This is a genomic window from Sphingomonas sp. BK345 (genome assembly GCF_014193845.1).
Classification (GTDB): Bacteria; Pseudomonadota; Alphaproteobacteria; order Sphingomonadales; family Sphingomonadaceae; genus Sphingomonas.
Window position 1 is genome coordinate 1 of the sequence record NZ_JACHZX010000003.1, and the last position, 26,508, is coordinate 26,508.

At 70.4% G+C, this 26,508-nt stretch carries 24 protein-coding genes; 9 read left to right on the forward strand and 15 right to left on the reverse strand.

Annotation, left to right across the window (positions count from 1 at the left end):
• Positions 1-378: 378 nt before the first annotated feature.
• The 5 genes from FHY03_RS09420 to hisS all read right to left on the reverse strand — a co-directional run bounded on the left by FHY03_RS09420 (position 379) and on the right by hisS (position 5,671).
• Entirely contained in the window at positions 379-807 is a 429-nt protein-coding gene (locus FHY03_RS09420; RefSeq protein WP_183930443.1) for a CBS domain-containing protein, read from the reverse strand.
• A 208-nt stretch (positions 808-1,015) separates the two neighbouring features.
• A complete protein-coding gene (locus FHY03_RS09425) occupies positions 1,016-1,858 on the reverse strand; it encodes a DUF4167 domain-containing protein (protein ID WP_183930445.1) in 843 nt (280 codons plus the stop codon).
• A gap of 250 nt (positions 1,859-2,108) precedes the next feature.
• The gene (gene prmC / locus FHY03_RS09430) at positions 2,109-2,927 is read right to left on the reverse strand and encodes a peptide chain release factor N(5)-glutamine methyltransferase (protein ID WP_183930447.1); all 819 of its coding nucleotides are present in this window, start codon (positions 2,925-2,927) and stop codon (positions 2,109-2,111) included.
• A gap of 399 nt (positions 2,928-3,326) precedes the next feature.
• Positions 3,327-4,406 (reverse strand): peptide chain release factor 1, encoded by a 1,080-nt coding sequence (prfA, locus tag FHY03_RS09435; protein WP_132908222.1) that lies wholly within the window; start codon positions 4,404-4,406, stop codon positions 3,327-3,329.
• Positions 4,403-5,671 carry a histidine--tRNA ligase gene (gene hisS / locus FHY03_RS09440; RefSeq protein ID WP_183930449.1) on the reverse strand — a complete coding sequence of 423 codons (1,269 nt, stop codon included), beginning with the start codon at positions 5,669-5,671 and terminating at the stop codon, positions 4,403-4,405. Before hisS ends, prfA begins: the two co-directional genes overlap by 4 nt.
• A gap of 53 nt (positions 5,672-5,724) precedes the next feature.
• Here hisS and FHY03_RS09445 point away from each other — a divergent pair, with 53 nt between their 5' ends.
• The 5 genes from FHY03_RS09445 to ppa all read left to right on the forward strand — a co-directional run bounded on the left by FHY03_RS09445 (position 5,725) and on the right by ppa (position 11,524).
• On the forward strand, positions 5,725-6,408 hold the full coding sequence (locus FHY03_RS09445; RefSeq protein ID WP_183922902.1) for a DUF1345 domain-containing protein: 684 nt from the start codon (positions 5,725-5,727) through the stop codon (positions 6,406-6,408).
• 141 nt (positions 6,409-6,549) lie between these two features.
• The gene (locus tag FHY03_RS09450; RefSeq protein WP_183922900.1) at positions 6,550-7,107 is read left to right on the forward strand and encodes a gluconate 2-dehydrogenase subunit 3 family protein; all 558 of its coding nucleotides are present in this window, start codon (positions 6,550-6,552) and stop codon (positions 7,105-7,107) included.
• A gap of 62 nt (positions 7,108-7,169) precedes the next feature.
• Positions 7,170-8,846 carry a GMC oxidoreductase gene (locus FHY03_RS09455; RefSeq protein ID WP_183922898.1) on the forward strand — a complete coding sequence of 559 codons (1,677 nt, stop codon included), beginning with the start codon at positions 7,170-7,172 and terminating at the stop codon, positions 8,844-8,846.
• A gap of 136 nt (positions 8,847-8,982) precedes the next feature.
• Positions 8,983-10,911 carry a M61 family metallopeptidase gene (locus FHY03_RS09460; RefSeq protein ID WP_183922896.1) on the forward strand — a complete coding sequence of 643 codons (1,929 nt, stop codon included), beginning with the start codon at positions 8,983-8,985 and terminating at the stop codon, positions 10,909-10,911.
• A 34-nt stretch (positions 10,912-10,945) separates the two neighbouring features.
• On the forward strand, positions 10,946-11,524 hold the full coding sequence (gene ppa / locus FHY03_RS09465; RefSeq protein WP_132908226.1) for an inorganic diphosphatase: 579 nt from the start codon (positions 10,946-10,948) through the stop codon (positions 11,522-11,524).
• A 260-nt stretch (positions 11,525-11,784) separates the two neighbouring features.
• On the opposite strand, the gene FHY03_RS09470 is transcribed toward ppa, so the two are convergent.
• From FHY03_RS09470 to ispG, 7 genes are read right to left on the reverse strand one after another with little or no spacing between them, the layout of a single operon-like run.
• On the reverse strand, positions 11,785-12,120 hold the full coding sequence (locus FHY03_RS09470) for a TfoX/Sxy family protein (RefSeq protein ID WP_183930451.1): 336 nt from the start codon (positions 12,118-12,120) through the stop codon (positions 11,785-11,787).
• The gene (locus tag FHY03_RS09475) at positions 12,117-12,440 is read right to left on the reverse strand and encodes a multidrug efflux SMR transporter (protein WP_183922893.1); all 324 of its coding nucleotides are present in this window, start codon (positions 12,438-12,440) and stop codon (positions 12,117-12,119) included. Before FHY03_RS09475 ends, FHY03_RS09470 begins: the two co-directional genes overlap by 4 nt.
• 1 nt (position 12,441) lies before the next feature.
• Positions 12,442-12,924, reverse strand: a complete 483-nt coding sequence (locus tag FHY03_RS09480) for a GNAT family N-acetyltransferase (protein ID WP_183930453.1) — start codon at positions 12,922-12,924, stop codon at positions 12,442-12,444.
• Positions 12,921-13,823: a DMT family transporter gene (locus FHY03_RS09485; RefSeq protein WP_183930455.1), complete on the reverse strand. Its 903-nt coding sequence runs from the start codon at positions 13,821-13,823 to the stop codon at positions 12,921-12,923. The genes FHY03_RS09480 and FHY03_RS09485 overlap by 4 nt, the downstream gene beginning before the upstream one ends.
• A complete protein-coding gene (locus FHY03_RS09490) occupies positions 13,820-14,224 on the reverse strand; it encodes a type II toxin-antitoxin system VapC family toxin (protein WP_183930457.1) in 405 nt (134 codons plus the stop codon). Before FHY03_RS09490 ends, FHY03_RS09485 begins: the two co-directional genes overlap by 4 nt.
• On the reverse strand, positions 14,196-14,426 hold the full coding sequence (locus FHY03_RS09495) for an AbrB/MazE/SpoVT family DNA-binding domain-containing protein (RefSeq protein WP_183922885.1): 231 nt from the start codon (positions 14,424-14,426) through the stop codon (positions 14,196-14,198). The genes FHY03_RS09490 and FHY03_RS09495 overlap by 29 nt, the downstream gene beginning before the upstream one ends.
• A 36-nt stretch (positions 14,427-14,462) precedes the next feature.
• Complete coding sequence (ispG, locus tag FHY03_RS09500; RefSeq protein ID WP_183922883.1) at positions 14,463-15,587, reverse strand: flavodoxin-dependent (E)-4-hydroxy-3-methylbut-2-enyl-diphosphate synthase; 1,125 nt, start codon at positions 15,585-15,587, stop codon at positions 14,463-14,465.
• A 134-nt stretch (positions 15,588-15,721) separates the two neighbouring features.
• On the opposite strand from ispG, the gene FHY03_RS09505 reads away from it, so the two are divergent.
• The gene (locus FHY03_RS09505) at positions 15,722-16,888 is read left to right on the forward strand and encodes an acyltransferase (protein WP_183922881.1); all 1,167 of its coding nucleotides are present in this window, start codon (positions 15,722-15,724) and stop codon (positions 16,886-16,888) included.
• 6 nt (positions 16,889-16,894) lie between these two features.
• On the opposite strand, the gene FHY03_RS09510 is transcribed toward FHY03_RS09505, so the two are convergent.
• Entirely contained in the window at positions 16,895-18,475 is a 1,581-nt protein-coding gene (locus FHY03_RS09510) for an amidohydrolase family protein (protein WP_183930459.1), read from the reverse strand.
• Positions 18,472-20,826 carry a penicillin acylase family protein gene (locus tag FHY03_RS09515; protein ID WP_183930461.1) on the reverse strand — a complete coding sequence of 785 codons (2,355 nt, stop codon included), beginning with the start codon at positions 20,824-20,826 and terminating at the stop codon, positions 18,472-18,474. Before FHY03_RS09515 ends, FHY03_RS09510 begins: the two co-directional genes overlap by 4 nt.
• 498 nt (positions 20,827-21,324) lie before the next feature.
• On the opposite strand from FHY03_RS09515, the gene FHY03_RS09520 reads away from it, so the two are divergent.
• The 3 genes from FHY03_RS09520 to FHY03_RS09530 all read left to right on the forward strand — a co-directional run bounded on the left by FHY03_RS09520 (position 21,325) and on the right by FHY03_RS09530 (position 25,881).
• The gene (locus tag FHY03_RS09520) at positions 21,325-24,294 is read left to right on the forward strand and encodes a TonB-dependent siderophore receptor (protein ID WP_183930464.1); all 2,970 of its coding nucleotides are present in this window, start codon (positions 21,325-21,327) and stop codon (positions 24,292-24,294) included.
• 87 nt (positions 24,295-24,381) lie between these two features.
• Positions 24,382-25,272, forward strand: a complete 891-nt coding sequence (locus FHY03_RS09525) for a dienelactone hydrolase family protein (RefSeq protein ID WP_183930466.1) — start codon at positions 24,382-24,384, stop codon at positions 25,270-25,272.
• 3 nt (positions 25,273-25,275) lie between these two features.
• On the forward strand, positions 25,276-25,881 hold the full coding sequence (locus FHY03_RS09530) for a glutathione S-transferase family protein (RefSeq protein WP_183930468.1): 606 nt from the start codon (positions 25,276-25,278) through the stop codon (positions 25,879-25,881).
• Between the two features lie 236 nt (positions 25,882-26,117).
• Here the strand turns inward: FHY03_RS09530 and FHY03_RS09535 are convergent, their stop codons facing one another.
• Positions 26,118-26,441, reverse strand: a complete 324-nt coding sequence (locus tag FHY03_RS09535) for a hypothetical protein (RefSeq protein ID WP_183922869.1) — start codon at positions 26,439-26,441, stop codon at positions 26,118-26,120.
• Between the last annotated feature and the right edge of the window lie 67 nt (positions 26,442-26,508).

Below are 26,508 nucleotides of genomic sequence, written 5' to 3' on the forward strand. Positions count from 1 at the left end.
GTCTGCTAACGACCCTCGTGCACCTTGCATGCACAAGACCCGCAGACCACCGTCCACATGTCCCTTCATCTCAACCTACAATGTCAAAGAGCCGCCGACGAAGAAACCGGACAACCGAACCTCCCCCACCCTTCGATCGGGGAGACCGCTGTCCTTCCTATCTGGCGACCGACCCAGAAGCGCCGCCTCAGCAGCACCCCCCGTCCGGTGAAGCGGCATATATGGAGGGCGTTCCCACCGGTCAAACACTTTTTGCAATTTTGTGTCGCCAGCCACCGATAACGGCAGAAAACCTCGCCTTCTCAGATACGGTGCAGGAGTGAAGCCGCGGCGAATCACCGTGGGTGGCGACGCCGCCCGACCGTCCTGCCGCGCCATTCAGGCCTGTTGAATGTAGTCGCGCATCGCGGCCGCCTCGGCCTCAATTCTTTCGATCCGATATTTAACCAGGTCGCCGATCGAGACGATGCCGCGCAGTTCGGCGCCGTCTACCACGGGAAGATGGCGGATACGCCGCTGCGTCATCAGCGAGAGAGCCGCAAGCACCGCGTCTTCCGGCGCCGCGGTGACCGCGGGCGCCGTCATCACCTCCCCCACGCGCGCCTGCAATACACCGCTGTCGCCACCGGCGAGCAACCGCACGACATCGCGCTCGGAGAACATGCCGCGCACCAGATCGTCCGCGATCACCGGCAGCGCGCCGATCCGGTGCTCCGCGAGCAGCGCGATCGCGCCCGCGACCGTCGTCTCCGGGCTGACCGCGACGAGCGTGGCGCCCTTGTCGCGCAGGATGGCTGCGATCGTCATGACCTCTCCTTCGTCGGGCGGCCCCGACGCGGGTGACCGCTCCTCACCGCATCATCCTCTCTTCCGAGGGCAATGCAAGCGGCTGGGTCGGGTGTGGCGAACCCGGCCGCGCGGCGAGCCGGACCGCGACGCCGCGGCGCAGAAACGAAGAAGGGGCCGGCATCCCTTTGGATACCGACCCCTTCCCATCACCTGGCGCAGGCGGCCATCACTCGGCCGGCGAGGCCTCCGCCGCGGCGCGAACACGCCGACGGCGCGGCTTGGCGACCGGCTCGTCACTGTCGACCGGCTCGACTGCGGCACCGAGCGCGGGCGGCAGCCGGTCGATGCCGAGCTCGGGCTCACGCTCCGCTTCTGCCGCGGCGCCGTTCACAGCGGTGCCCTCGGCCATGGCTTCCTCGCGCGGCTTGCGCCCGCGGCGACGGCGCGGTGCGCCCTCATCGCTCTCGCTCGCAGCCACGTCGTTCACCGATACGCCGGTCTCACGCGGCGCGGCGTCGGCGTTCTCAGCGACCTCGCGCTGCGGGCGACGCTCGTCGCGCCTGCCCTCCCGGCGCGGCTCCCCCTGATCGCGTGCCTCGCGGCGCCCCTCGTCGCGCCGACTTTCGTCGCGACGCCCTTCCTCGCGGCGCCCTTCGTCGCGGCGGTTGCCATCGCGCTCGCGCCGCGGCTCCGCCTCGCTGACGCGCTGCTGCTCGTCGGCGCGGACTGGCTCGCCCTCGTCGCCGAAATCGTCACCGTCGTCGAAGCTGTCGAAATCGTCGCGCTGGCGCCGCTGATACGGCTGGTCGTCGGAACGGCCGCGCTGATCGGCCAGCACCCGGAAATAATGGTCCGCGAACTGGAGGTAGTATTCAGTGTTGACGCGGTCGCCGGCCATCTGCGCGTCGCGCGCCATGTTGCGGTACTTCTCCAGCAACTGAGCCGCGTTGCCGCGGGCTCGGCTGTCGATCCGATTACCGCTGTCACGCTGCCCCTGGCCACCGCCACCCTGACGCTGCTGGCCACCACCACGGCCGCGACGGCGACCGTTCTGACGGTTGTTGATCAAATCACTGTCCTCGTCCTGGAACCAAAACCGGCACTTGCTCCCGATGCAACGGGTTGCAGTCGTTCCCCGGCGCCGCGCGTGCCGGGCACCGCAGGCCTGCCATGCCGCCGGACTGCAGCGGCTGATGACGAAGGGAGGGCCGTGCGCCCATCCAACACAACAAATGTCGTTGAGTTCGCGTGCCCCGACGCAGTCTGTAACGGCTCAGGATGCGTTCTCAAAGCGAAATGTGGTGGCGCCGCGCCCCGAATCAAGCCGTGACGACGAGGCAGCGGTCACGGCCGGCGAGGTCAGGCCGCATTGCGACACTCAGCCCGACGGCGCGGAACAGCGCGGCGGCGCTCTCGCCCTGATCGGCCCCGATCTCGACGCAGGCGACACCGCCGGGCGCGAGCAGCGGCGGCAGCTGCGGTGCGATCGCACGATAGTCGTCGAGCCCGTCGGCCCCCGCGAACAGCGCGGCCGCCGGCTCATGGTCGCGCACTTCGTCGGGAAGATCCGCCCCGGCGGCGACATAGGGCGGGTTGGCGAGGACGAGGTCGAAGCGCTCGGCGATTCCGGCGGCCCAGTCACCCTGTCCGAACGCCGCGCGATCCCCGAGCCCGAGCGCGGCGGCGTTGGCACGGGCCTGGTCGAGCGCGGCAGCGGAACGGTCGATGCCGAGCCCGGTCGCACCTGGCCACTCGGCGAGCGCGGCGAGCAACAGCGTGCCGGGGCCGGTGCCGAGGTCGAGCACGCGCGCGGGTGATCGGTCGGCGAAATGCGCCAGCGCAGCCTCGATCAGTGTCTCGCTGTCGGCACGCGGGATCAGCGCGCCGGGGCCGACCGCCAGCTCGATCGTCCAGAAGGCGCGCGTGCCGGTGATATAGGCGACCGGTTCGTGGCGCGCACGGCGCTCGACCAGCGCGGCGAAGCCGGGCGGGGCGGTCCAGTCGTCGAGCGTGAGCAGCAGCCGCTCGCGCGTGATGCCGAGCGCATGCGCCAGCAGCAGCTCGGCGTCGAGCCGCGCGGTGTCGGAGAAAGCGAAGCGCGCCGCGGCGTCGCGCAGCGCCTGGCGGGCGGCGGTCATGGGCGCCTTCTTGCCGTAACGTGCTCCTGCGAACGCAGGAGCCCACATCCACGGGGTACGGCGCACGTGACCCTGGGTTCCTGCGTGCGCAGGAACACGGAGATGGGTTCACGCGCGGGCGCGAAGACGCGAAGCGAGAGGCAGATGTTCACGCGGAGGCGCGGAGGCGCAGAGCGGGAGCGTCCGGCTGCGCGGACGGCGCTTCCACCACGATCCGGGTACGTAGCGCGTGCGCCACCCCGCCCGCCCCTGCTCCGCGACTCCGCGCCTCCGCGTGCGATCATCGTCGCGTCTTCGCGTCTTCGCGTGACCATCAGCTCGGGGTGCCGCGCGCCGGACGGCCCGACGCCACGCTTGCCCAGGCCCAGGATCGGCGAGCGCGTGTCGCGCCGAGCCGCGCTACGCCGCATCCAGCGTCGCCAGCCGCTCGGCCTCGTCCTCCGCCACCAGCGCGCCGATCAGCTCGTCCATGTCGCCCTGCAGGATCTCGGGCAGGCGATGGAGGGTCAGGTTGATGCGGTGATCGGTCACGCGCCCCTGCGGAAAATTGTACGTGCGGATCCGCTCGGAGCGATCGCCAGAGCCGACCATCGCCTTGCGCGTGCCCGAGCGCTCGCTCGCCAGCCGCTCGCGCTCGGCCTCGTACAGCCGCGTGCGCAGCACCTTGAGCGCCTTGGCCTTGTTCTTGTGCTGCGACTTCTCGTCCTGCTGGATCACCACCAGCCCGGTCGGCAGGTGGGTGATCCGCACCGCGCTGTCGGTGGTGTTGACCGACTGGCCGCCCGGGCCCGACGAGCGATAGACGTCGATGCGCAGGTCCTTGGCCTCGTCGATCTGGACGTCGACCTCCTCCGCCTCGGGCAGCACCGCCACCGTCGCCGCCGAGGTATGAATCCGTCCGCCGCTCTCGGTGACGGGGACGCGCTGGACGCGGTGCACCCCGCTCTCGAACTTGAGCCGCGCGAACACACCCGCGCCGGTGACGCTGGCGACCACCTCCTTGTAGCCGCCCGCGTCGCTGTCGGAGGCGGAGATCAGCTCGACACGCCAGCCCTGCCGCTCGGCGTAGCGCTGGTACATGCGGAACAGGTCGCCCGCGAACAGCGCCGCCTCGTCGCCGCCGGTTCCGGCGCGCACCTCGAGCATCGCCGAGCGCTGGTCGGCGGCGTCGCGCGGCAGCAGCGCGAGTGCGAGCCGGCGGTCGGCGTCCGCCAGCGCGGCGCGGTTGTCGCGCAACTCCTCCTCCGCCATCGCGCGCAGCTCGGCGTCTGCGTCCTCTGTCATGTAGGAGAGGCTCTCGGCTTCCTGCCGCAGCCGGCGCACCTCGCCCGCGGCGAGCGCGACCGGCTCGAGCTCGGCATATTCCTTCGAGACCTGGACGAAGCGGTCGCCGTCGAGCGCGCCGCTCGCCATCATCGCGGCGAGCTCGTCGCGCCGCGCCTCGATCTGCCGGATACGGTCGAGCGAGATCGCGGTCACAGAGGAGAGGCCCCCTCCCCTTCAAATTCACCTAGGATGGGGAGCAACTTATCCCTGACGTACTCATCACGGTCGAAACGGGCGCTAAGCTGTTGTAAGTAGTATCGCGAGACGCCCTGCCTAATAAAGAGAACTCCATCCAGACCACGCTTCTTCGCAGTTTCCGTCTGCTTCTTCGCATTGCCGCGAAACGAGCGATCAGTCACGATATCTGCGCTACGTAAGAGACGCGCCACCCTCGTCGCCTCTTTCTCGAGATCGGCGACATCAGCCACGACAGCGATGCGGACGGGGAGCTCGTCAGCGTCCTCCAGCAGCATCGCCAGCCGCTCCACGCCCGCGGCCCAGCCCACGCCCGCGGTCGCCGGACCGCCGAGGCTCTCGACCAGCCCGTCGTAGCGTCCGCCCGCCAGCACCGTGCCCTGCGCGCCGAGCCGGTCGGTGACGAACTCGAACGCGGTGTGGCGATAATAATCGAGCCCGCGCACCAGCCGCGCGTCGCGCTCCCACTTCACCCCCGCGGCGTCGAGCCCCGCGGTCACCGCGTCGAAGAAGGCGCGCGCCTCCGCGGTCAGATACGCGTCGATGTCGGGCGCGCTGTCGGCGATCGGGCGGTCACGCGGGTCCTTCGAGTCGAGGATCCGCAGCGGGTTCTTCTCCAGCCGCGTCAGGCTGTCCTCGCTCAGCTCGCCGCGGTGCGCGTCGAAGTGCGCCACCAGCGCGGCGCGCCACGCCTCGCGCGTCTCGGCATCGCCGAGCGTGTTGAGCTTGAGCGTCACGCCCTCGGCGATGCCGAGCTCGTGGAGCAGCTGGTCGGCGAGCGTCAGCAGCTCGACGTCGGCGGCGGGCTCGGGCGCGCCGAGGATCTCGGCGTCGATCTGGTGGAACTGGCGGTAGCGGCCTTTCTGCGGCCGCTCGTAGCGGAACACCGCGCCCGAGGTGACCAGCTTGAGCGGCGCATATTGCTGCCAGCCGTTGCTGATATAGGCGCGCGCGATCCCGGCGGTGAACTCGGGGCGCAGCGTCAGCATGTCGCCGCCCTTGTCGGGGAAGGAATACATCTCCTTCGACACCACGTCGGTGGTCTCGCCGATCGAGCGCGCGAACACCTGCGTGTCCTCGAACACGGGGATCTCGATACGCTCGAAACAGTAGAGGCGGCGCACGCGATCGAACGCGTCGAGCACGCGCGCGAAGCGGCGCTGCTCGCCGCGGAAGATGTCCTGGGTGCCGCGGACACGGGCGGGTGGCTGGATACGGCTCATGATGGGTCGGCGTATCTAGGCGAGCGGCCGCGCGAGCGCTAGCCAATCGTCGCATGAGCACCGACCCGTCGCGCGACTCCGCCGCCCACCCGCTCCCGCCGCGCTGGTGGGGGATCGGCCGCAAGCTGGCGCCGCCGCGGTTCGTGCTGTTCGTGCTGGTCTTCGCGGGCGCGCTCGCCGCGGCGATCCCGCACCTGGGCAAGGGACGCGGGGTGATGGCGGCGTTCGACATCGCCGCCTTCACCTTCCTGGTCTCGCTGGTGCCGCTGTTCCGCCACGACACGCCCGCGCAGATGCGTCGCGCCTCGCGCGCCAACGACGCCAATCGCGCGCTGCTGCTCGCGGTGACCGGCGCGGTGTCGCTGGCGATCCTCGTCGCGGTCGACTCGGAGCTGAAGGGCAATGAGAGCGGCGCGGGCAAGCTGCTGGTGATCGGCACGCTCGTGCTGGCGTGGCTGTTCTCGAACATGATCTACGCGCTGCATTATGCGCATCTGTTCTACATGCCGGCAAAGGCGGGCGGCGACTCGAAAGGGATCGACTTTCCCGGGACGAGCGCGCCCGATTACTGGGACTTTCTCTACTTCAGCTACACGCTGGGCATGACCTTCCAGACCTCGGACGTGACGATCGCCTCGGCGCCCGTTCGTCGCGTGGTGCTGGGACAGTGCCTCGCCGGCTTCGTCTTCAACCTCGGGGTGATCGCTTTCAGCATCAACGTCTTGGGCTCCAGCTGAGTCGCCCGGCGGTTTGTGGTACCGCTACCGTTATCGCATTGACGTCGGCCCGCTGACGTGGAAACATCCGCCTCAACAACCTGATGGGGTGGGAGAGGATATGCGCGTCACTCACGGACGCCGCGCGCCCGGAGCGCGCGCATGATCGATCGTCGTCAGGCACTCGCCGGCGTGGTCGCGGTCTTCGGTGCGAACCTGTTCGCCCCGCTCGCCCGCGCCGCCGCCTACCAGCCCAACCCGGTGATCAACACCGGTCCGCCCGCGCCGGTGTTCACCGCCGCGCAGCGCGCGACCGTCGCGGCGCTCAGCGAGCGCGTGCTGCCCACCACCGATACGCCGGGCGCGATCGCGGCGGGCGTGCCGGAGTATATCGAGCATATGATGGGGGACTGGGCGGTCGACGACGATCGCGCCACGATCCTCGGCGGCCTCGCCGCGATCGACGCGCGCAGCATGGCCGACTATAAGGTGCCCGCCGCCAAGGCGACCGCGGCACAGCAGGACGCGCTGCTGACGCTGGCGATGAACGACCAGCTGACCGGCGGACTTCCCTTCTTCACCGCGTTTCGCCAGCTCGTCATCTCGGGCTATTATACTTCCGAGGTCGGGATCACGCAGGAGCGGCACTATCTCCCGGTCCCCGGCGACTATGACGGCGCGTACCCCTACGCCAAGGTCAAGCGCATCTTCTCGTCCTGAGCCGCTCGGCGGCCAGCGCCGCCCCGGCCTATCCGACCCTCGATACCGCGGACTAGAACATCATGGCAGCAACTGATCGCTTCGACGCCATCGTCATCGGCTCCGGCGTGAGCGGCGGCTGGGCCGCCAAGGAGCTCACCGAGAAGGGACTGCGCGTCCTGATGGTCGATCGCGGCCGCATGGTCGAGCATGGCGAGGATTACCCCTTCGACGGCAAGCCCGCCTATGAGGTGCCAGCGCGCGACAAGATGCCCGCCGCGCTCGCCAAGCGCGACTATTTCGCGCTCAACGGCTGGGTCTCGCCCGCCACCCAGCCCTTCTTCATCAACGATCGCCTCAACCCCTACGACTATGACGCGCCCAACAAGTTCAACTGGGTGCGCCCCTCGGTGGTGGGCGGCAAGTCGCTGACCTGGGGCCGCTGGAGCTTCCGCTGGAGCGACGCCGACTTCACCGCCAACAAGCGCGAGGGCGTCGGCACCGACTGGCCGATCCGCTACGACGACGTCGCGCCCTGGTACGAATATGTCGAGAAGTACATCGGCGTGTCGGGCGGGAAGGAGAACCTGCCCTATCTCCCCGACAGCGAGTTCATGCCGCCGTTCCCGATGAACGTCGCGGAGGTGTGGCTCAAGGAGCGGCTCGAGCGCGAGTTCCCGGGGCGCAAGCTGATCAACGCGCGGCTCAGCAACATCACCCAGGACAAGCCCGAGCAGAACCGCTCGCGCTGCCAGAAGCGCGCGCAGTGCAGCCACGGCTGCAGCTTCGGCGCCTATTTCTCGACGCAGGCGGTGACGCTCCCCGCGGCGCGCGCGACCGGGCGGCTGACGCTGCGCTCGGACACCTGGGCGACCAACCTCGAATATGACCCGCAGCGCAAGCGGGTGACCGGCGTGCGGCTGGTCGACGCCAACACCGGACGTGCCGAGGTGGTCAACGCGCGCATGGTGTTCCTCTGCGCCTCGGCGATGAGCTCGATGCACGTGCTGCTCAACTCGCGCCCGGCGGACAGCGAGCGCAGCTGGTTCCACTCCAACGGCGCGCTCGGCAGCGGCGTGATGGACCATATCTTCCGCGTCGGCGTCTCGGGCGAGATCCCGGGCATGACCGACCTGATCGAGTACGGGCGGCGCCCCGGCGGCGTCTATGTCCCGCGCTTCCGCAACCTCGTCGCCGAAGAGCTGCCGTTCAAGCGCGGCTACGGCTATCAGGGCCAGGCGTTCCGCCAGGCCGCCGCGCCCGAGGGCTTCGGCGCGGGGATGAAGCACGGCATGCGCGAGTACGGCCCGTGGCGCTTCTCGATGGGCGCGTTCGGCGAGTGCCTGCCGTACGACGACAATCGCGTGATGCTTAACTTCAGCAAGAAGGATCGCTTCGGCACCCCGCTGCTGCGCTTCGACGTGACGTTCCGCGACAATGAGATCAAGATGATGGACGACGCGCTCGAGCAGGGCCAGCTGATGCTCAAGAAGGCCGGGCTGACCAACGTCACCGGCGGCCGCGGCAAGCACGTCCCGGGCGAGGCGATCCACGAGATGGGCGGCGCGCGCATGGGGCGCGATCCCGGCACGTCGGTGCTCAACGGCTTCAACCAGGCGCATGACGCGCCCAACCTGTTCGTCACCGACGGATCGCAGATGGCGTCGGTGTCGTGCGTCAACCCGTCGCTGACCTTCATGGCGATGACCGCGCGCGCCGCCGACCATGCGGTCAAGCAGATGAAGGCCGGGATGATCTGATCGGCGCGGGGCGGCCGCGCGCCGCTCCGCCGCCCCGAACCGTCACCCTCGCTGACCTTTTTTCTGCCCCAGGGCTGGACGAGCGCCGCGCGTGCTCGCTACGCCCGATGTGACAACAGCACATCGGGACGCCGCCATGATCCGTCGCTATGCCGCAGCCGCGCTGCTGGCCTCCACCGTCCTCTCGCCGCTCGGTGCCGCCGCGCAGGTACCCGCCGGCAACAGCGCGCCGCAGCCCGTGCCCTTCGAGGACACGATCCCCGCGCCGCGCGACACGCCCTATCCCGGCACGATCCGCCTCGCCGTCGACGCCACCGACACCACGCGCGGTATCCTCAGCGTGACCGAGACGATCCCGGTGGCGCAGCCGGGCCATCTTGTCCTGCTCTTCCCCAAGTGGCTGCCGGGTGCGCACAGCCCGCGCGGCGAGATCGAGAAGCTCGCCGGCCTGATCGTCACCGCGAACGGGAAGCGGATCGAGTGGACGCGCGACCCGGTCGACGTCTTCGCCTTCCACCTCGATGTCCCCGCCGGCGCACGCAGCGTCGAGGCCAAGTTCCAGTTCATCTCCGCCACTGCCGCCAACCAGGGCCGCATCGCGGTGACGCCGACGATGATCTCGCTCCAGCCCAACTCGGTCAGCCTCTATCCCGCGGGCTGGTTCACGCGGCAGATACCGATCCAGATGACAGTAAAGTACCCGGACGGCTGGACCGCCGCGGGGGCGCTCAAGGCCAAGGCGACCGGCTCGACCTACGCCTATGAGACCACCAACTACGAGGTGCTGGTCGACAGCCCGATTCTCGCCGGACGCTACGGCAAGAGCTGGCCGCTCTCCCCCAAGGTCAACCTCAACGTCTTCGCGGACGATCCCGCCGAGCTCGCCGCGACGCCCGAACAGATCGCGGGGCACCAGCGGCTCGTCGACCAGGCAGTCAAGACCTTCGGCGCGCAACATTACGATCACTACGAGTTCCTGCTCTCGATCACCGACCAGCTCGGCGGCATCGGGCTGGAGCACCATCGCTCGAGCGAGAACGGCGTGACACCTGGCTATTTCACCAAGTGGGACGAGGGCCCCGGTCGCCGCAACCTGCTGCCGCACGAGTTCACCCACAGCTGGGACGGCAAGTTCCGCCGTGGCGCGGACCTGTGGACGCCCGACTTCCGCACCCCGATGCGCGACTCGTTGTTGTGGGTGTACGAGGGCCAGACGCAATTCTGGGGCTATGTGCTCCAGGCCCGCTCGGGGCTGGTGAGCAAGCAGGACACGCTCGACCAATATGCCGCGATCATGGCGCTGTACGACAGCCAGCCGGCGCGACAGTGGCGCGACCTGGTCGACACCACCAACGATCCGATCATCTCGTCGCGCCGCCCCAAGGGCTGGACCAGCTGGCAGCGCAGCGAGGACTATTACAACGAGGGGCTGCTCGTCTGGATGGACGTCGACTCGCTGCTGCGCGAGAAGTCGGGCGGCGCCAAGTCGATCGACGATTTCGCCCGCGCCTTCTTCGGCGTGCGCGACGGTGACTGGGGCGAGCTGACCTACACGTTCGACGACGTCGCCAAGACGCTCAACGGCATCGTGCCGTGGGACTGGGCGGGCTATCTCCGGCGCCGCCTGACCGAGCATGCCAAGGGCGCGCCGATCGAGGGTTTCACGCGCAACGGCTACAAACTGACCTATAGCGAGACACCGACGCCCTCGTTCAAGGCCGCCGAGGCGAGCGCGCACAGCACCAACCTGACCTACTCGGGCGGGCTGGCGCTCGACGCTGCGGGCAATCTCACCGGCGTCACTTGGGGCAGCGCCGCCTTCGACGCGGGCCTCACCGTGGGCGATCAAGTCGTCGCGGTGAACGGCGACGCTTACTCGGCCGACAAGCTCAAGGCCGCGATCACCGCCGCCAAGACCAACGAAACGCCTATCCAGCTGATGGTTAAGGCCTCGGATAGATTCCGCAGTGCAGCGCTCGACTATCACGGCGGGCTGCGCTACCCGCGGTTGCAGAAGATCGGCACCGGCGACGGTGGCCTCGATCGTCTCCTGACGCCCCGCTGACCCGCGGGGCGTTGCCGCAAGTAAGGGGAAGCGCATGCGTATCGATCTCATTCCCGTCGGCAAGGATCCGCCCGACGATCTCAACGTCGTGATCGAGGTGCCCACCGGCGGCGAGCCGGTGAAGTACGAGTTTGACAAGGCGTCGGGCGCGCTGTTCGTCGACCGCATCCTGCACACGCCGATGCGCTACCCGGCCAATTACGGCTTCGTGCCGCACACGCTCTCGCCCGACGGCGACCCGCTCGACGCGCTGGTCGTGGCGCGCTCGCCGTTCATCCCGGGCTGCGTCGTGCGCGCGCGCCCGATCGCGGTGCTCAACCTCGAGGACGAGGCCGGCGGCGACGAGAAGCTGGTCTGCGTGCCGGTTGACTCGACCTTCCCTTATTACGCCAACGTCGGCGAGAAGGACGATCTGCCCGAGATCGTCTTCCAGCAGATCGAGCACTTCTTCACCCACTACAAGGACCTGGAGAAGAAGAAGTGGGTGCGCATCGGCACTTGGGGCGGCCGCGAGGAAGCGCGTCGCATCACGCTGGAGGCGATCGCGCGCTACAACGAGGCGAAGGCCGAGGGCGAGGAGCCGCACGACCACGACGTGCCCGGGCGCGACTGAGCGGCGGCGAGCAACAGGCGGGGGCGGGGGCTGAGCGGTCGCTCGGGTCCGCGCCGCTCTCGTCGGTTCTCTTTCTTCCGCTCGCTGCTCCTCCCGTCATCCCCGCGCAGGCGGATCCATAGCCGCTGACGCTGCGACTCCATCGAAGACCCGCGCGTCTGGATCCCCGCCTTCGCGGGGATGACGGTTCGGGTGCGAGGCGAGGAGGTATCGAGCATACGGCGTCGTCCCGCGAGACGATCGCTTCGCCCGAAGGTGACCTATCCCGCGGCGCGTCGTCCCGCCGCTGAACCTAGCATCGCCCACTGCCGCATCGCGTCCGCGTCGTCATGAACGTCCTCGGGCGCGCGGCGATAGTTGATCGACGCGCTCCTGCCCGCACGCGCGTAGCGGAAGCGCTCGCACCCGGCCGCGTCCCACGCGGCGTCGCTCGCGGCGTCGGCCTTGAACCACAGCGCGCCGTCTCCCGTGACCAGCGCGAAGATCACGCCGTCGAGGTAGAGCGCCGCCCCGCCCATCATCCACTGGTGCGTCACCTTACCGAGCGGCGACATCGCCTCCGCGACCCAGTCGACGAGGCCGCGGTCGAGCGTCACGCGCCCGATCCGAGCAGCTTCAACCCGGCGATGCACGACACCGCGCCGAGGATCAGCAGCAGCCGCAGCGGAGTCGCCGGCTCACCGTACCAGAGGATGCCGATCAGCACCGTGCCGAGCGCGCCGATACCGGTCCACACCGCATAGGCGGTGCCCATCGGGATCGTGCGCACCGCGCCTTCGAGCAGCAGCATCGACAGCGACACCGATACAAGGAAGCCGAGCGTCCAGCCGAGATGGCGGAAGCCGTCGACGTTGCGCAAGCACGTGGTGAAGCCGACCTCGAACAGACCGCCCGCGATCAACCAGATCCAGGCCATCTCAACCGCGCCCCGCGAGCCTCACCAGCGCCTCGCCCTCGACCCGCTGCGTCGTCCACTGGTCGAGCGGCACGGCACCCTTGGCACGGTAGAAGTCGATCGCCGGCGTGTTCCAGTCGAGCACGGTCCACTCGAAGCGCGCGCAGCCGCGATCGAGCGCCACGCCCGCGAGCGCGCGCAGCAGCGCCGCGCCCGCCCCGCTGCCGCGCGCCTCGGGCGTGACGTAGAGATCCTCGAGCCACAGCCCGCGCCGGCCGGTCCACGTCGAGTAGGTGAAGAAGTACAGAGCGAAGCCGATGGCCTCGCCCTCGCACTCGGCGATCAACGCTGCGGCCGCCGGATCGCTTCCGAACAGCGCCTCCGCCATCATCGGCTCGGTCGCCGCGACCGCGTCGGGCTCGCGCTCATAGGTGGCGAGCTCGCGCACGAAGCGCAGCATGGTCGGTACGTCGGCGGGCGTGGCGGGGCGGATCGAGACAGTCATGTCGCTCCCTCTAGCGCGCCGCGCGGCACCGCGCGACGCCTCGCGGCGTAGAGGCAGGCGCCGACGATCACCGCCGCGCCCGCCAGCGTGGCGGTCGCGACTCGCTCGCCGAACACCGCCCAGCCGAGCAGCGCGGCGTAGACGAAGGACGTGTACTCGGTCGTCGCTAGGAAGCCGGTCTCCCCGTGCGCATAGGCCCAGCCGAGCAGGAACAGCGAACCCGTCGCCAGTGCCGCCGCGACCGCGATGTGCCACCAGTGCGTCACCGGCGGCACCGTCGCCAGCCAGGGCGCGGCCAGCCCGAGCAGCGCCGCGAGCACCGCCGACTGGACGAAGGCGATCTCGCGCGCGTCGGCGGCCTGGCTCTGCAGCCGCGCGACCACGAGGTTACAGGCGTAGAGGACCGCCGACGCCAGTATCGCGCCGGCACCGTGCAGTCCGTCGGGGCCGAGCGCCAGCCGTGCGTGTCCCGCCAGGATCACGCCGACGCCGGCGAGCGCCACCAGCGAAGCCACGACCACGCGCGTGCCGACGCGCTCGTGCAGGAACAGCGCGCCGAGCAGCAGCGCGAGCAGCGGGGCGACGTAGGTGAGCGCGATCGCCTGTGCCATCGGCACCCGCGCCAGCCCCCAGAAGAACAGCAGCGCCATCGCGGTGGTGATCGCGCCGCGCAGCACGTGCAGCCGCAGCGCGCGCATCGTGGGCCGCCGCCCGCCGCCGAGCCGCCACACTGCGCCGCCCATCAGCGCGGCGACCAACGCGCGCCACAGCAGCGCGTTGTAGACGCCGAGCGCGAGCGTCAGCGCCTTCATGAAGGCGTCCATGATCGAAAACAGCCCGATCCCCGCCGCGGCCACCGCGAAGGCGAGCGCGGGCGAGAGCGCACGCGCCGCGGTCAACGGATCAGACGCACGTCGATGTCGCAATTGAGATCAGCCCATCGTCGGTCCGACGTCATCACCGGCAAGGCCAGCCTTTGTCCCAGCGCCAGACAGACGCGGTCGCCGAGTGACAGGCCGAGGTGGCGGCTGAGCGGTCGCAGTCTCGCCGCTCGGATCGCATCGTCCGATCCGTGCTCGACGAGCTCGATCGGCCGGTGACGTAGAATGCCGAGTACCATCTCGGGCGCGAGATCGTGCTCCGTCACCTTCGTTAACACCTCGGTGAGATTAACCGCGGAAAGGAGGAACGCTCCGTCGTCGTTCGCCAGAAGCTCGCAGCCCGGCTCGTCGAGAAGGTAAGCAAGGACACCGACGCGTCGACGACCAATCTCACTCGCCCCAGTCCTGCCGCCGCTCATTGAGAAATCGATCGACGCTATAGCCCTCCATCGCCTCGCGTAGCCGCGCGAGCGCTGTCTCCGGATCATCACGGCGCAGCGCGATCCGCTCGCCGTCGCTCTCCAACGCGACGGTGTCGCCGTCCTTGATCCCGAACTCTCGACGCAGATCCGCGGGGATAACGATCGTGCCGCCCGCGATCACCTTCGCATGATAGGTCATGTCAGGCCCTCCAGGACCTGACCTATAGCATCGGACCTATTCCGCCGCGAGCGCCGCCGCCGCGTTCGCCGCCTCGATCTCGGCGGCTTTGGCCTCGACCAGCCGAACGATATGCTCGACCATATCGGCATCCTGGACGTGATGGTCGGTCACGCCGGAGAGATACACCATGTGGCGCCCGTTGCCGCCGCCGGTGATCCCGATATCGGTCTCGCGCGCCTCGCCCGGGCCGTTGACGACGCAGCCGAGCACGCTCAGCGACATCGGCGTGCGGATATGCTGGAGCCGCTCCTCCAGCGTCTGCACCGTGCGGATCACGTCGAAGCCCTGACGCGCGCAGCTCGGGCAGCTGACCACGCGTACGCCGCGGTTGCGGATGCCGAGCGCCTTGAGGATCTCGAAACCGACGCGCACCTCTTCCTCGGGCTCGGCCGAGAGCGAGACGCGGATCGTGTCGCCGATCCCGAACCACAGCAGCGAGCCCATGCCGATCGACGACTTCACCGTGCCGCCGATCAGCCCGCCCGCCTCGGTGATGCCGAGATGGAGCGGGCAGTCGACCGCGTCCGCCAGCTGCTGATAGGCCGCCACCGCGAGAAACACGTCCGACGCCTTCACCGCCACCTTATATTCGTGAAAGTCGTGGTCTTGGAGCAGCTTGATATGATCGAGCGCGCTCTCGACGAGCGCCTCGGGGCAGGGCTCGCCGTATTTCTCGAGCAGGTCCTTCTCGAGGCTGCCCGCGTTGACGCCGATGCGGATCGCGCAGCCGTTGGCCTTGGCGGCGCGCACCACCTCCGCGACCCGCTCGGACGAGCCGATATTGCCCGGGTTGATCCGCAGGCACGCCGCGCCCGCGTCCGCCGCCTCGAGCGCGCGCTTGTAGTGGAAGTGGATGTCCGCGACGATGGGCACCGTGGCGGCGCGCACGATCTGGCGCAGCGCATTGGTCGAGGCGACGTCGGGGCAGCTGACGCGGACGATGTCGGCGCCGGCGTCCTCGCAGCGGCGGATCTGGTCGACCGTGGCGCGCACGTCCTCGGTGGGGGTGTTGGTCATCGTCTGCACGGTGACCGGCGCGCCGCCGCCGACGGGAACGTTGCCGACCATGATCTGGCGGCTCTCTCGGCGCATGATGTCGCGCCACGGACGAATGGACATGGCGCCTCATATACATGCGCGACGTGACGGTTGAAAGGCGGCGGCTCGTTACGGCGCGGTGTTCGAGGATCGCCGCGGCACGGCTGGACCACCCCGCCTCGCGTAACCGCCACGTTAATGCTAGTCGCGCCGCGATGCAGCGGCATTACGGCCTCGACTGGCTCCGCATCGGGGCGTTCGCGATCCTCATCCTCTACCATGTCGGGATGGTGTTCGTGCCATGGGACTTCCACGCCAAGCTGCCGGGGGCCTGGTGGGTGGCGGTGCCGATGATGGCGTCCAATCCGTGGCGGCTCGCGCTGCTGTTCCTCGTCTCGGGCTATGCCAGCCGTGCGCTCATGATCCGCAACAAGAAGCCGTGGCGGTTCGCGCGGCAGCGCTCGCTGCGGCTGCTGGTGCCGCTCGCCTTCGGGGTGGCCGTGATCGTGCCGGTACAGCCCTGGGTCGAGCTCGGCGAGAAGTTCGGCTATCCGCACGGATTCCTGTACTTCTACTGGCACGATTACTGGCGCTTCGGGATGGTCGGGCCGCTCCTGCTGCCAACCTGGAACCATCTGTGGTTCGTCGGCTATCTCTGGATTTACACGCTCGTGCTGGCACTTGCCGCCGGACTACTGCCCGCCGCCGTCACCGCGGCGGGGCAGCGCGGCTTCGCCTGGGTGATGCGCGGGCCCGCCCTGCTGGCGCTGCCGATCGCCTGGATGGTGCTGGTCAACTTCGTCCTCTTCCCGGGCGCACGCGAGACCCACGCGCTCGCCGACGACTGGGTCGCGCACGCGAGCTACTTTCCGGCCTTCCTGTTCGGCTACGCGCTCGCCTGCGCGCCGGCCACGCTGGCGGCCTTCGTGCGCCAGTGGAAGCCCGCGGCGGCGCTCGCACTGGCCGCCTACGCGCTCGTCGCGGGCATCGAGATCCGCTGGCCCGGCAACACCATGCCCGCGCCCTGGGGCAATATCTTCTCGATCGCGCGCGCGGTCGAAGGCTGGAGCGCGGTGACGGCGCTGATCGGCTATGCCGACTCGCACTGGAACCGCGACCAGCGCTGGCGCCCGATGCTGACCGAGGCGGTGTTCCCTTTCTACATCGTCCACCAGTCGATCATCGTGCTCGCCGCCGACGCGCTGCGCCCGCTGGCGCTGCCGGGTTGGGCCGAGTTCGCGCTGCTGGTGGTGGCGACGGTGGCGGGCTGCTGGGCCTTCTACCTGGTCGGCCGCGCGATCGGGCCGCTGCGCCCGCTGATCGGGCTGCGCCGGCACGCCTCGCGCCGCACCCATGTCGACCCTCGCCCCGCGCTGGTGTGAGCCGGGTCAGCAGCCGCGCGGCGGCGCGCGCAGCAGCACGCGCCCGGCGAGCGCACCCGTCGCCCTGCCGTTCAGCAGCGCCACGCGCCCGTTGACCAGCACCGCGGCAACGCCTGCGCTGGGCACGCGCGGATGGAGGTAATCGGCGCGAGGCGCGTAGCGGGCCGGATCGATCACCGCGACGTCCGCGGCATAGCCAGCGCGCAGATAGCCGCGTCCCGCCAGCCGGTAGATGTCGGCGGTCGCCCCGGTCGAGCGCCGCACGAAGTCGGCCAGGGTGATCACGCGGCGCTGGCGGACATAGGCCTGATATTTCCGCGGGAAGGTGGCGAACTGGCGCGGGTGGCCGTCCGACCCGTCCGAGCTGGTCACCACCCAGGGCTGGCGCATGATGAGGTCGACGTCGCGGTCGACCATGTTGAAGCTCGCCACCGCCGCTCCCGCGGGATCGGTGCGCGCGGCGTTGGGCACGCGCAGGATGCGGAGCGCGGCGTCGATCGGGTCGACCCGCCACGCCGCCGCCACCTGCGCGAGCGTCCGCCCGGTCCAAGGCTGGCCCGCGCTGGTCAGCAGCAGCGAGGCCGCGCCGCCGCGCCGGCGCAGGTTGGCCTGCATCTCGGGCCGGATCCGCGCCATCGCCGCGAGATCGGCGAGGCGCGCGATCATGGCGCGGTAGCCGCCGTCGAGCGCCCAGCCCGGCACCAGCGCGGCGTCCACCGCCGAGCCCGAGGCGAGCCACGGATATTGGTCCGCGGTGACGTCCTGCCCCGCGCGCCGCGCCGCCTCGATCAGCGCGACGAGCGCGGGCGCCTGGCCGTGGACCGCGACGCCGAGCGCCTTGAGATGCGCGATATGCACCGGCATCGCCGCCTCGCGCCCGATTCGCAGCGCCTCACGGGTCGAGGCCATCAGCCCGATCGAATAGTCCGATTCGTCGCGCTGGTGCGTGTCGTATAGGCCGCCGCGCGATCCCGCCTCGCGCGCCACCGCGATCACCTCCTCGGTGCTGGCGTAACGCTGCGGTGCGTAGAACAGCCCGGTCGAAAAGCCGGCCGCGCCCTGGCACATCGCGCCTGCCACCAGCGCGCGCATCTTGGCGAGCTCGTCGGCGTCGGGCGCGCGCGCCGACGCGCCCAGCACCCGGCGCCGCACCGCGCCGAAGCCGACGAAAGGCACGGTGTTGGTGCCGATCCCCTTGGCGGCGAGCGCGCGCGCGTCGGCGACGACGTCGGGCGTGCCATAGCCGTCAACCCCGGTGACGATCGTCGTCACGCCCTGCGCGAGCCAGGCGACGTTGGTACGGACCGCGGCGTCGGGCGAGCGCAGGTAGGTGTCCGGATGCGTGTGCGCGTCGATCAGCCCCGGCGTCACCAGTTTGCCGCGCGCGTCGATCACGCGCCGCGCCGCGCCACGCCGCGACGGGCCGACATAGCTGATCCGGTCACCGGTCACCTCGACGTCGCCGCGGAAGGGCGGCGCGTCGGCGCCGGTGTAGACCGTGCCACCGCGGATCGCGACGTCGGGCAGCGCCGGCGCCACCGCGGGTGCCGCGCCGACCAGCAGCAGCGCGAGCAGCGCGCGCCTCACCGCGCCCCCGCGGGCAGCAGCGTCCGCCGCGTGGCGACCTGCGCGTCGACCGCGGCACGCCCGAACAGCATCGGTAGCATGCGCGCCGCGATCCAGGGCGCGTACTGGTCGCGGTAGTGCGGCGAGGCCGGCGCGTTCGACTGGCCGGGCAGGTTCAGCATCAGCGAGCGGTCCCATCCCCCGACGTCGATCACCTGGAGATAGCTCGCCCCGCCACGCGTGCGCCAGTCCGGCCCGTCGCCGAGCCAGCGCGCCATCACGGTATAGCCGTCCCCGCCCGAACCGCCTCCCTCGATCACCGGGAAGGCCGCGGCGATCGCGGGGATGCGCGATAGCGGGTGGCGGATCGTCACGCGATGGAGCCGGTCCCAGCGCCACGTCCGCGCGTCGGGCCCCATCAGCACGACCGCCCGGTCCCAGGCGCTCGCCAGCGCGGCGGCGAGCAGTGCGTCGCGTGCCGCGACCGGGGCGGCACCGAGCCGCTGGTCGGGCCGCGCGAGCAGGTCGAGCAGCACCGAGGGCGCGATCTCGGTGACGAGATGGCGCGCGCGCGCGGGCACGAGCGCGGCGAGCAGGCGCTGGCCGAGCTCACGCCACAGGATCTCGAACAACGCCGCGGCGGCGCTGTCGCCGTCGACGCGCGCGTCCCAGCCGCGCAGCAGCGTCGCGGCCGGCGACCCTCCTGTGGGCAGCAGCGCGAGCAGCTGCCGTGCCGGCGCGGAGAGCGTGTCGTGCTGGAGCGCCACGCTGTCGGCGAGCGTGTGCCACGGCTGCGCGGCAAGCACCGCGGCGATGCGCTCGTAGCGATAGGGATCGCGGAAGGAGTGCGCGGGCACGCGGTCACGCGGCCAGCCGGCGGGGAGATTGTTTTGGTTGGCGGAGGCGAACCAGCCGGCGGGCGGGTTGTAGACGCTCGGCAGGACGCGATAATCGCGATAGCCGGTCCAGTCGTAGCGGCCGTCGCCCGGCACCGGCAGCAGCCCGTCGCCCCGCCGGCGCTGCGGCACGAAGCCGATCACCTGCCAGCCGTGGTTCCCTGCCACGTCGGCGTAGTGGAAGTTGGTCGGCGAGGGATGCAGCGTGAACGCCTCCTTGAGCCCCTGCCAGTCGCGCGCGAGATTGATCGCGATCATCGCGAAGGCGCCGCTCGCGCCCGGCTGCATCGCGATTGAGGCGAGCGCGGTGGCGCGGCGCTTCGCCGGATCGTGGCTCACTACCGGGCCGTGGACCGAGTGGCGCAGCGTCGCGCGGTGCGGCGGGGCGCCCTTGACCGGGATCGTCACTGCGCGCGTGTCGAACGCCTTCCACGCGCCGGCGTGGCGGTAGCGCTCGGGGTCGCTCGGGTGGAGCTCGAGGACGAACAGGTCCTCCTGATCGATGTGAAAGTTGGTGCGGCCAAAGGCGAATCGGTCGGTATGACCCTGCATGATCCCGGGCAGGCCGGGCGCGCCACCACCGATCACGTCGAGCCCGGGCGCGCTGAGATGCGCGACGTGGCGCGGGCCGAAGCCGCCGAGTCCGAGATGCGGGTCGTTGGCGAGGATCGCGCGTCCGGTGGCGCTGCGCGAGGGCGCGATCGTCCAGGCGTTGCTGCCCGCGTTGGCGGCGTCGAGCCGCTCGCCGCGCGTCGGCGTGTCAGGGCCGAAGGGCAGGCCGCCGAGATTGAGCGCGCTGAGATCGTCGTCGCTCACCGCGGCGACGTCGAGCCCCTCGGGCACGCGCAGCACCGCGGCGGGGCGAAGCGGCGCCATGATCGCGTCGAGATCGAGCCGACCGAGCGCGGCGAGCTGCGCGCGGCGCAGCTCGTCGTCGGTGTTGCCCGCCGACGCGCCGCGCGCGAGCACGAAGTCGCGCACGTCCCAGCGCAGCGGCGTGACGCCGAGGATCCCGTATTCGGGCGGCAGCAGCGCGAGGTCGTTGGTGACCTCGGCGATCCGCGCGTTGATGCCGGCGACATAGGCGCGCGCGCAGGCCAGCACCGCGGCGGGGATCCGGGCGAGCTCGGCGGCGAGGTCGCCGCGATAGTGGAACAGCCGCGCGGTGGCGTCGTGTGGCGCGAAGTCGGCGCCGAACGCCTCGGCGAGCCGGCCGAGCTCGCGGCGGTGCGCGAGATCGATCTGGAAGAGACGGTCGCGCGCGACGACATAGCCCTGGCCGAAGAAGGCGTCGGGGATGGTCTCAGCGCGGATATGCGGCACGCCGTAGACGTCGTCGACGATCTCGACCGGAGCGGTGAGACCCGCCGCGGGGGTGTGGGTCGACGATGGCGCGGCCTGCGCGCGCGTGCGCCACGCGGGGGCGAGCGCGAGCGTGGCGGCGCTGCCAAGCAGGAAGGAGCGACGGTCGAGCATTGGGTCTCCCTGTCGTGCCAGCGGCGAGCGGGCTGACGCTACACGCGCTGGGTAGGCAGCGCGACACGCGATCGATGGCGGGGGGCATAGGTCGCGGCTATGGCGTTTCGCGGCGCGGTAGCGCGTCTGGCCCGCGCAAGAAGCTGTCCGTGCTCCCGCGCATGCGGGAGCCCAGGAGCGTCTGGCGTCATGCGCCATTGTTCTGCTTGGCGCTGGGTTCCCGCGTTCGCGGGAACACGGTCGACGCGGAACGCCGCCCGATGTCCCACGCGCGCCCGAGCATGCCACAGCAGGCCCATGCCCCACGTCTATGCCACTCACAACGCTGCGAAAGGACGAGGCGCTTGACGCTTCCCGCCGCGCCGCTTCACCTTCGGCAGCGATACCCGACATGCCCGGCGCTCGAACGACCGCGGCCGCGGGGGTCGCGCAGGAGGCGACGGCGGGCCGCGCGGTCCGGCCGAACGCAGCGGCCCTTACGGGTCATAGGGGGCAGAGATGACAGTACGGCGGCACATCGGACGCGGCGCGCTCCTGGCGGGATGGGCCGGCGGCGCGCTGCTGGCGGCGCTCGCGCTCCCCGCGGCCGGGCAGACCGCGCCCGCGGAGCAGACGCCCCCCGCGGGCGAGCTCGCCACGGCGCAGACCGAGGCCGCCGCGCCGGAGGGCGGCGCCGACGTGGTCGTCACCGGCTCGCGCGTGCTGCGGAGCGGCTTCGAGGCGCCCACCCCGCTAACCGTGCTGAGCCAGGAGGAGATCCAGAACGGCTCGCCGAGCAACAACATCGCCGATTTCGTCAACCAGCTGCCCGCGCTCGCCGGCTCGACCCGCCCGGCCAACTCGCGACTCAACCTCAGCAGCGGCCAGGCCGGGATCAACGCGCTCAACCTGCGCAACCTCGGCGAGACGCGCACGCTGGTGCTGCTCGACGGTCGCCGCTCGGTCGCCTCGACCATCACCGGGCTGGTCGATGTCAACACCATCCCGCAGGCGCTCGTGAAGAGCGTCGAGGTCGTCACCGGCGGCGCCTCGGCGGCCTATGGCTCGGACGCGGTGGCGGGTGTCGTCAACTTCGTGCTCGACAAGGAGTACGAGGGGATCAAGGTCAGCGCCGACAGCGGCGTGACCGACAAGGGCGACGGCTATAATTACTCGCTCGCGGTCACCGGCGGGCTCAGCTTCGCGGGCGGGCGCGGGCACCTCGTCGTGAACGCCGAGCTGGCGCACCGCGACGGCATCTTCCAGGTCGACCGCGACTGGAACGCGACCGGCTATGTCCGCATCCAGGACCCGAGCTGGACCGCGACCAGCACCACCCCGCAATTCCTGATCCGCCGCCAGGTGGGGGCGGTCAACTCGACCCCGGGCGGAATCGTCACCGCCTCGTCAGGGGGCACCGCCAACAGCCTGCGCGGCTATTATTTCGGGGCCGGCGGCGCGGTGCAGCGGTATAATTACGGCGCGCTCACCTTCCCCGCGCCCGGCGGCAGCGCGGCGCCGACGCTGACGCAGGGCGGCGACTGGCAGGTCAACGACACCGGCCGCCGCATCGGGCTCGACCCGGAAGACGACCGTCACGGCGTGTTCGCGCGCGCCGGCTTCGAGGTGGCGGACGGCATCGAGCTGTTCGCCGAGGGCTCGTACAATCGCCAGCGCGTGTTCTTCAACGCCGGCCCGAACCTCTCGACCGGCATCACCTACCAGCGCGACAACGCCTTCCTCCAGAATACGCTCGGCCCAGCGCTGCTGAGCGGGATCAACACCGTCACGGTCGCGACCTCCTCGGCCGACCTGCCGTTCCGCGCAGTCGACAATCGCCGCGAGGTGCAGCGCTACGTCATCGGGGCGGAGGGCAAGACCGAGGCGTTCGGCCGCCCGGCGACCTGGAACGTCTACGGGCAGTACGGCCGCGCCGACCTGCGCGAGCAGTTGCGCAACGTCATGAACCTGGCGCGCATGAACGCCGCGACCGACGCGGTCTTCGCCGGCGGCACGATCGCCTGCCGCGTCAACACCGACGCCAACCCCGCCAACGACGCGCCGGGCTGCGTGCCGCTCAACCGGCTCGGCGTCGGCGTCGCCGATCCCGCGGCGGTGCGCTTCGTCCTCGGCGATCCCTATCGCGACGAGACGGTGGAGCAATGGGTCACCGGCGCCAACGTCGCGTTCAATCCGTTTGCCACCTGGGCGGGCGACGTCAGCCTCGCGCTCGGCGCTGAATATCGCCGCGAGAAGATCACCGGCTTCGTCCCGGCCGAGTTCCAGCCCGTGGTCACGCAGACCAGCACCGCCAATGCCTGGTCGGTCGGCAACTACCTGCCCACCAACGGCAGCTACGACGTGAAGGAGGCTTATCTCGAGACGGTGGTGCCGCTCGGGCTCGGCCTGGAGCTCAACGGCGCCGCGCGCGCGACGCGCTATTCCACCGCCGGGTACGTCACGACGTGGAAGGCGGGCGCGACGTGGCGGCCGATCGAGGACATCCGCTTCCGCGTCACGCGCTCGCGCGATATCCGCGCGCCCAACCTCAACGAACTGTTCCAGGCCGGCGCGGCCAACAGCGACTCGGTGCGCAACCCGGCCTACACCAGCGACGGCGCCAACGGCCCGGCCAGCTTCGGCTATTCCGCCACCGCCACCGGCAACCTCAACCTGCGCCCGGAGAAGGCCGATTCGTGGAACGCCGGGGTGGTGCTGACGCCGCGCTGGGTACCGGGCCTCAACCTGTCGGTCGACTATTTCCGCATCGACGTCGACGACGCGATCAGCAGCTTCAGCGCGCAGAACATCATCGACCTGTGCCAGCAGGGGCAGCAGCAGTTCTGCGGCGCCTTCGCGCAGGACCCGGTGCGCTCGACGCCGACGCAGCCGTACCTGCTGTTCCGCACGCAACCGTTCAACGCCGCCCGTCAGCTCGTCCGCGGGGTCGACATCGACGCCTCCTATCGCGTCGCGCTCGACTCGCTCGGCGTCTCCGCACCCGGCGCGGTAACGCTGCGCGGCGTGGCGACACGCTACATCGACAATCTGCTCGATACCGGCGTGCCGGGTCAGGTGGTGCTCAACTCGGTCGGCGTGAACGGCGGCCAGGCGAGCACGCCGACCTGGCTCTACCGTGTCAGCGCCGGCTATGACGGGCCGGGCTTCTCGATCACCGGGATCGGACGCGGGGTGAGTGCGGGCCGCTACGCCGCCAACGGGATCGAGTGCCAGACGACCTGCCCGCTCTCGACGACGCAGTTCCCGACCTATGATGACAACCACGTCTCCGGGCTGTTCTACGCCGACCTCAACCTCACCGCCAAGGTGCCGATGGCGGGCGCCGAGGCGCAGCTGTTCATCAACGTGACCAACGTTTTCGATCGCTGGCCGCTGCTGCTGCCCGAGACGGGCCTGGCAGCGAACAGCACCTACAGCGACCTGCTCGGCCGCGCCTTCCGGATCGGCATCCGGATGCAGACGCGCTGAGACGATACGGGGCCACTCGCGCATGGCCCCGCTGCCCCCGCCCCGCTAGGCTCGCGCCCGAGAAGCGACGAATCACGGGAGTGGGCGATGGACCGGAACGACCCTGGGTTGCGCGACGCCGCGGTGCGGCTGTACGACGACTTCACCCACGAGCATCGCGATCGCCGCACCTTGCTGCGCCAGATGACCGCGCTGGCCGGCTCGGCCGCGGCGGCGGAGGCGCTGATCCTTGGCATCGCCGCCAGCCCGGCCGCGGCCGCGCACGTCGATCCCGCGGACAAGCGGCTGATCACGCGCAAGGGCGGTTTCAAGCTCGCCGACGGCAGCAGCGTCACCGGTTACTTCGCCGCGCCGCGCAAGGCCGCGGGCAAGCTTGGCGCGGTGATGGTGATCCACGAGAACCGCGGGCTCCAGCCGCACATCGAGGACGTCGCGCGCCGCATCGCGCTCGCCGGCTTCTTCGCGCTCGCGCCCGATTTCCTGTCCAGCGCGGGCGGCACGCCGGCGGACGAGGACAAGGCGCGCGAGCTGATCGGCCGGCTCGACTATGACGCGACGATCACCACCGCGGTGGCGGTGGTGAAGCGGCTCGGCCAGCGCGCCAGCGGCAACGGCAAGGTCGGCACCGTCGGCTTCTGCTGGGGCGGCGCGCTGGTCGACCGGGTCGCGCTCGCCGCCGGGCCGGCGCTGGCGGCGGGGGTGAGCTACTACGGTCCTGCCCCGGACCCCGCCGAGGCGGCCAAGCTCCAGGTGCCGCTGCTGCTCCATTACGCCGGCAAGGACACACGCGTGGCGCAGACCGCCGAGCCCTGGGTCGCCGCGCTGCGCGCCGCCGGCAAGCCGTTCGAGGCCTTCACCTACCCTGGGGTCGACCATGCCTTCAACAACGACACCTCGGCGGAGCGCTACAACAAGGCCGCAGCCGATCTCGCCTGGCAGCGCACCACCGCCTTCCTCCACCAGCATCTGGACACCTGACCGATGACGCTCACCTTCTTCACCCACCCGCGGTCGCGCAGCCGCAGCGCGCGCTGGATGCTCGAGGAGATCGGCGCTCCCTATGATTCGGTGATGATCGACTTCGACAGGAAGCCCGCCGCGCTGCTCGAGGCCAACCCGCTCGGCAAGGTGCCGGTGATCGTCCATGACGGGCAGGTGGTGAGCGAGGCGGCGGCAATCTGCGCCTATCTCGCCGAGGCGTTTCCCGAAGCGGGGCTAGCGCCGCGCGGCGACGAGCGCGCGGCCTATTATCGCTGGCTGTTCTTCACCTCGGGGCCGCTCGAGGCGGCGATGGTCGACAAGGCGCTCGGCGTGCAGGTGCCGCCCGATCGTGAGGGGATGGTGGGCTATGCCAGCTTCGCGCGCGCGGTCGACGCGTTCGAGCGCGCGCTGGAAGGGCGCGACTATGTCGCGGGCGACCGCTTCACCGCGGCGGACGTGTTCGTGGGTAGCGCGGTAGGGTTCTTCACCGGCTTCGGCCTGCTCGAGCCGCGCGAGACCTTCATGGCCTATCTCGACCGCGTCCGCGCGCGTCCGGCGTGGCAGCGCGCCAACGACATCGACGACGCGCTGCTGAAGGGAAAGTAGGGCGGCGCGTTGCTTCCTGGGTGATCCCCAGCGAAGACCGGGGTGCAGGTGGGAAGACGCTCGTAGGAGTCGACAGCAGCCCCCAACCCCCGGCCTCGCGCCGGGATCCATGCCGCCGCATACCCACCGGCTGGGGCGAACGCGGAGAGATGGATTCCGGCTCAAGGCCGGGATGACGAGGAGTAGCGGAGAGTGTGAGAGGCCCTCCCCCTCATCGGGAAGCGGGCCTCTCATGCTCAGCGATAGTGGCGCCGGTCGTGCTTGTCGTAGCGCACCCGCGCGCTCAGCGCGTCGAAGCGGCGGTCGAGGTCGCGGCGCTCCGACGCCGACAACCCGTCGCGGCGATAGCGGCCCTCGAGCGCGGCGAGCTGGCGCGACTCCTGCCGCAGCCGGCGCGCCTCGTTGCGGTTGAGCGCGCCCGAGCGGATGCCCTGGTCGATGCGCTGGTCGAGCCGCGCCTGGCGCTGGTTGATCGACTGCCACGGCACCGCGCTGGCGATCCCCGGCACCACCACGGCGGCGAGCCCGAGCCCGGCGATCACGGTCTTGAGACGGTTCATGTCACGCTCCTTTTCACTCGGCCGCGGCGTCGCGGCCAGGTGATGAGAGAGATAGGCCGTCTCCTTC

Bases quoted from the DNA above. Each gene is read 5' to 3' on its own strand.
- FHY03_RS09505 (WP_183922881.1), top strand. From the start codon at position 15,722: ATGCAGCGGCATTACGGCCTCGACTGGCTCCGCATCGGGGCGTTCGCG.
- FHY03_RS09460 (WP_183922896.1), top strand. From the start codon at position 8,983: ATGATCCGTCGCTATGCCGCAGCCGCGCTGCTGGCCTCCACCGTCCTC.
- FHY03_RS09495 (WP_183922885.1), bottom strand. From the start codon at position 14,426: ATGACCTATCATGCGAAGGTGATCGCGGGCGGCACGATCGTTATCCCC.
- ispG (WP_183922883.1), bottom strand. From the start codon at position 15,587: ATGTCCATTCGTCCGTGGCGCGACATCATGCGCCGAGAGAGCCGCCAG.
- FHY03_RS09525 (WP_183930466.1), top strand. From the start codon at position 24,382: ATGGACCGGAACGACCCTGGGTTGCGCGACGCCGCGGTGCGGCTGTAC.
- FHY03_RS09475 (WP_183922893.1), bottom strand. From the start codon at position 12,440: ATGGCCTGGATCTGGTTGATCGCGGGCGGTCTGTTCGAGGTCGGCTTC.
- FHY03_RS09450 (WP_183922900.1), top strand. From the start codon at position 6,550: ATGATCGATCGTCGTCAGGCACTCGCCGGCGTGGTCGCGGTCTTCGGT.
- prmC (WP_183930447.1), bottom strand. From the start codon at position 2,927: ATGACCGCCGCCCGCCAGGCGCTGCGCGACGCCGCGGCGCGCTTCGCT.
- FHY03_RS09480 (WP_183930453.1), bottom strand. From the start codon at position 12,924: ATGACTGTCTCGATCCGCCCCGCCACGCCCGCCGACGTACCGACCATG.
- hisS (WP_183930449.1), bottom strand. From the start codon at position 5,671: ATGAGCCGTATCCAGCCACCCGCCCGTGTCCGCGGCACCCAGGACATC.
- FHY03_RS09455 (WP_183922898.1), top strand. From the start codon at position 7,170: ATGGCAGCAACTGATCGCTTCGACGCCATCGTCATCGGCTCCGGCGTG.
- FHY03_RS09515 (WP_183930461.1), bottom strand. From the start codon at position 20,826: ATGCTCGACCGTCGCTCCTTCCTGCTTGGCAGCGCCGCCACGCTCGCG.
- FHY03_RS09535 (WP_183922869.1), bottom strand. From the start codon at position 26,441: ATGAACCGTCTCAAGACCGTGATCGCCGGGCTCGGGCTCGCCGCCGTG.
- FHY03_RS09490 (WP_183930457.1), bottom strand. From the start codon at position 14,224: ATGAGCGGCGGCAGGACTGGGGCGAGTGAGATTGGTCGTCGACGCGTC.
- FHY03_RS09445 (WP_183922902.1), top strand. From the start codon at position 5,725: ATGAGCACCGACCCGTCGCGCGACTCCGCCGCCCACCCGCTCCCGCCG.
- FHY03_RS09420 (WP_183930443.1), bottom strand. From the start codon at position 807: ATGACGATCGCAGCCATCCTGCGCGACAAGGGCGCCACGCTCGTCGCG.
- FHY03_RS09530 (WP_183930468.1), top strand. From the start codon at position 25,276: ATGACGCTCACCTTCTTCACCCACCCGCGGTCGCGCAGCCGCAGCGCG.
- FHY03_RS09520 (WP_183930464.1), top strand. From the start codon at position 21,325: ATGACAGTACGGCGGCACATCGGACGCGGCGCGCTCCTGGCGGGATGG.
- ppa (WP_132908226.1), top strand. From the start codon at position 10,946: ATGCGTATCGATCTCATTCCCGTCGGCAAGGATCCGCCCGACGATCTC.